The sequence below is a fragment of the uncultured Rhodococcus sp. genome, from assembly GCF_963525155.1.
GTDB classification, from domain to species: domain Bacteria; phylum Actinomycetota; class Actinomycetes; order Mycobacteriales; family Mycobacteriaceae; genus Rhodococcus_F; species Rhodococcus_F qingshengii.
Window position 1 is genome coordinate 1 of the sequence record NZ_CAURKP010000332.1, and the last position, 2,614, is coordinate 2,614.

Genomic DNA, 2,614 nt, shown 5'->3' on the forward strand with positions numbered 1-2,614 from the left:
TTGAGGGTCTGACTCGTGTTTCCGAGCGGAAACACGTCCCGCTCGAGCAACACTCACAGTGGCGCGACCGCACCGGACTTCCACCGGTTTCCTCAACTGCCGTCACTGGTGGTGGTGATGCTACCGGTCCGCAGAAGGCACTCATGACAGGTCGTACCCTGGAGCCATGCCCACGGACCGTTCACAGCCAGACGCGTGCCCGGGTGCACTGCAAGTTCACCACGCCGCCGACGGCGCACTGGCACGCGTGCGCCTACCCGGCGGACTCCTCACCCCCACCCAGTTGCAGACGCTCGCCGACGCGGCGCGCGATCTCGGCAACGGGCAGATGGAACTCACTTCGAGGGGCAACGTCCAACTGCGCTCGGTCTCGGACCCCGAAGCCTTCGCATCGCGAATCGCTTCGGCCGGCCTGCTGCCGTCCGCGACGCACGAGCGAGTGCGCAACATCCTCGCGTCCCCACTGTCCGGCCGTATCGGGGGCGTCGCCGACATTCGTGAACTGGTCCACCGTCTCGATTCGGCGATCCAAGCGGATCAAGCATTGGCAGATCTGCCAGGGCGAACCCTGTTCACCCTCGACGACGGGCGCGGAGACATCAGCGGGCTTCGGGGCGATTTCGGACTCCACGCACTCAGCGCCACCGAGCATTCACTGGTGCTCGCCGGTCACCACACCACTCATCGTGTACAGGCGGACGACGCCGTCGAATTGCTCCTCGCGGCGGCCCGATCATTCCTCGACGTCCGCGACAAGCACTGGCGCCTGGCCGAGGTTCCGGACGGAATCGAACGCACCCTCGAGCAGCTGGGTCTGAGCGCCGAGTCCACCGTTGCGGCGGACCTCACGCCGGATGCACGGCCCACTATCGGCTGGCTCGAGCAGCGCGACGGGACCGTAGCTCTGGGCGGCGGCCTGCGATTCGGGCTGCTCGACGCTCGGCTGGCCGAGTTCCTCGCCGCCGTCGACAAGCCCGTCGTCGTGACGCCCTGGCGATCGGTGCATATCTTCGACCTCGACGAATGGGCAGCCGAGCAGGTAGTCCGGGTGCTGGCACCCATGGGGTTGATCTTCGACGAGAACTCACCGTGGCTCGAGGTCACCGCCTGCACCGGAAGCCCGGGATGCGAGAAGTCGCTCGCCGATGTGCGCACCGACGCAATCACCGCCGTCGAGCAGGCAGAACTGCCTGTCGTCGGGCGCCAGCACTGGGCCGGGTGCGACCGCAGCTGCGGACGTCCCCGCGGGGACGTAGCGGATGTGATTGCGACGGGTGACGGTTACCGGGTGAATCCGGCCGATCGGTGATGCCTCTATCGTGTGGCACATGATCGAGTACATCCGTGACGGCGCGGAAATCTATCGCCAGTCCTTTGCCACCATTCGGGCCGAAGCCGACCTGAGCCGTTTCCCGGCGGATGTCTCGCAAGCTGTAGTGCGCATGATTCATGCAAGTGGCCAGGTCGATCTCGTCGACGACGTCGCCTTCACCCCCGGTGTCGTCTCGGCTGCGCGCGCAGCTCTGCGCGACGGCGCGCCGATTTTCTGCGACGCTCAGATGGTGGCTGCCGGCATCACGCGCAAGCGTCTGCCCGCCGGTAACGACGTCATCTGCACCCTCGGCGATCCGCGGGTTCCTGTGCTGGCGTCGACCATCGACAACACTCGCTCGGCGGCTGCTCTCGAACTGTGGGGAGCCAAGCTCGAGGGCGCTGTTGTCGCGATCGGAAACGCACCCACCGCACTGTTCCATCTCCTGAACCTCATCGAAGCCGGCGCACCCCGTCCCGCCGCCATCGTCGGAGGTCCGGTCGGCTTCATCGGCGCTGCCGAGTCGAAGGAAGCCCTCATCGAACACGCCAGCGGGATCGATCATCTCGTTCTCCGCGGCCGACGCGGCGGCAGCGCGATCACCGCGGCCGTCGTCAACGCGATTGCGAGCGAAGTCGAATGAGTGCAGGCAAGCTCTGGGGTGTCGGTATCGGCCCCGGCGATCCCGAATTGGTGACCGTCAAGGCCGCCCGCGTCATCGGCGAGGCCGATGTGGTTGCGTTCCACTCCGCGAGGCACGGCAAGAGCATCTCCCGCGGAGTTGCAGCGCCGTACATGCGCGAAGGACAGATCGAAGAACACCTCGTCTACCCCGTGACCACCGAGACCGTTGATCATCCCGGCGGATACCAGGGCGCGATGGACGAATTCTACGAAGCGGCTGCCGAACGGCTGGCAGTTCACCTCGCGGCCGGTCGAACCGTCGCGTTGCTCGCCGCCGGCGATCCACTCTTCTACAGCTCCTACATGCACATGCACAAGAGGCTGGCCGATCGCTTCGACGCCGAGGTGATTCCCGGCGTCACCTCCGTCAGCGCGGCATCTGCTGCACTCGGAAAGCCGCTGGTCGAGGGTGAAGAAATCCTGACGATCCTACCCGGAACATTGCCGCAGGCTGAGCTGACCAGGCGGCTCAAGGAAACCGACGCCGCGGCCATCCTCAAGCTCGGACGTACCTTCCCACCGGTCCTCCAATCGCTCGAGGATTCCGGCCGCTTGGATGAAGCGCACTACGTCGAGCGCGCGAGCACCACACGTCAACGCGTCGAATCCGCTGCCGAG

General features: G+C 66.0%; 3 protein-coding genes and 1 riboswitch. All 3 genes read left to right on the top strand.

Features of this window, described 5'->3' with window-relative positions:
• Positions 1–8: 8 nt before the first annotated feature.
• Positions 9–88, bottom strand: a riboswitch (cobalamin riboswitch).
• 78 nt (positions 89–166) lie between these two features.
• Positions 167–1,309 carry a precorrin-3B synthase gene (gene cobG, locus RWT78_RS29075; RefSeq protein WP_064074790.1) on the top strand — a complete coding sequence of 381 codons (1,143 nt, stop codon included), beginning with the start codon at positions 167–169 and terminating at the stop codon, positions 1,307–1,309.
• Between the two features lie 19 nt (positions 1,310–1,328).
• Positions 1,329–1,955, top strand: a complete 627-nt coding sequence (locus tag RWT78_RS29080; protein ID WP_007729839.1) for a precorrin-8X methylmutase — start codon at positions 1,329–1,331, stop codon at positions 1,953–1,955.
• Positions 1,952–2,614: precorrin-2 C(20)-methyltransferase (locus RWT78_RS29085; RefSeq protein ID WP_314682931.1), on the top strand; the 663-nt coding region annotated here is incomplete at its 3' end. The genes RWT78_RS29080 and RWT78_RS29085, both read left to right, overlap by 4 nt.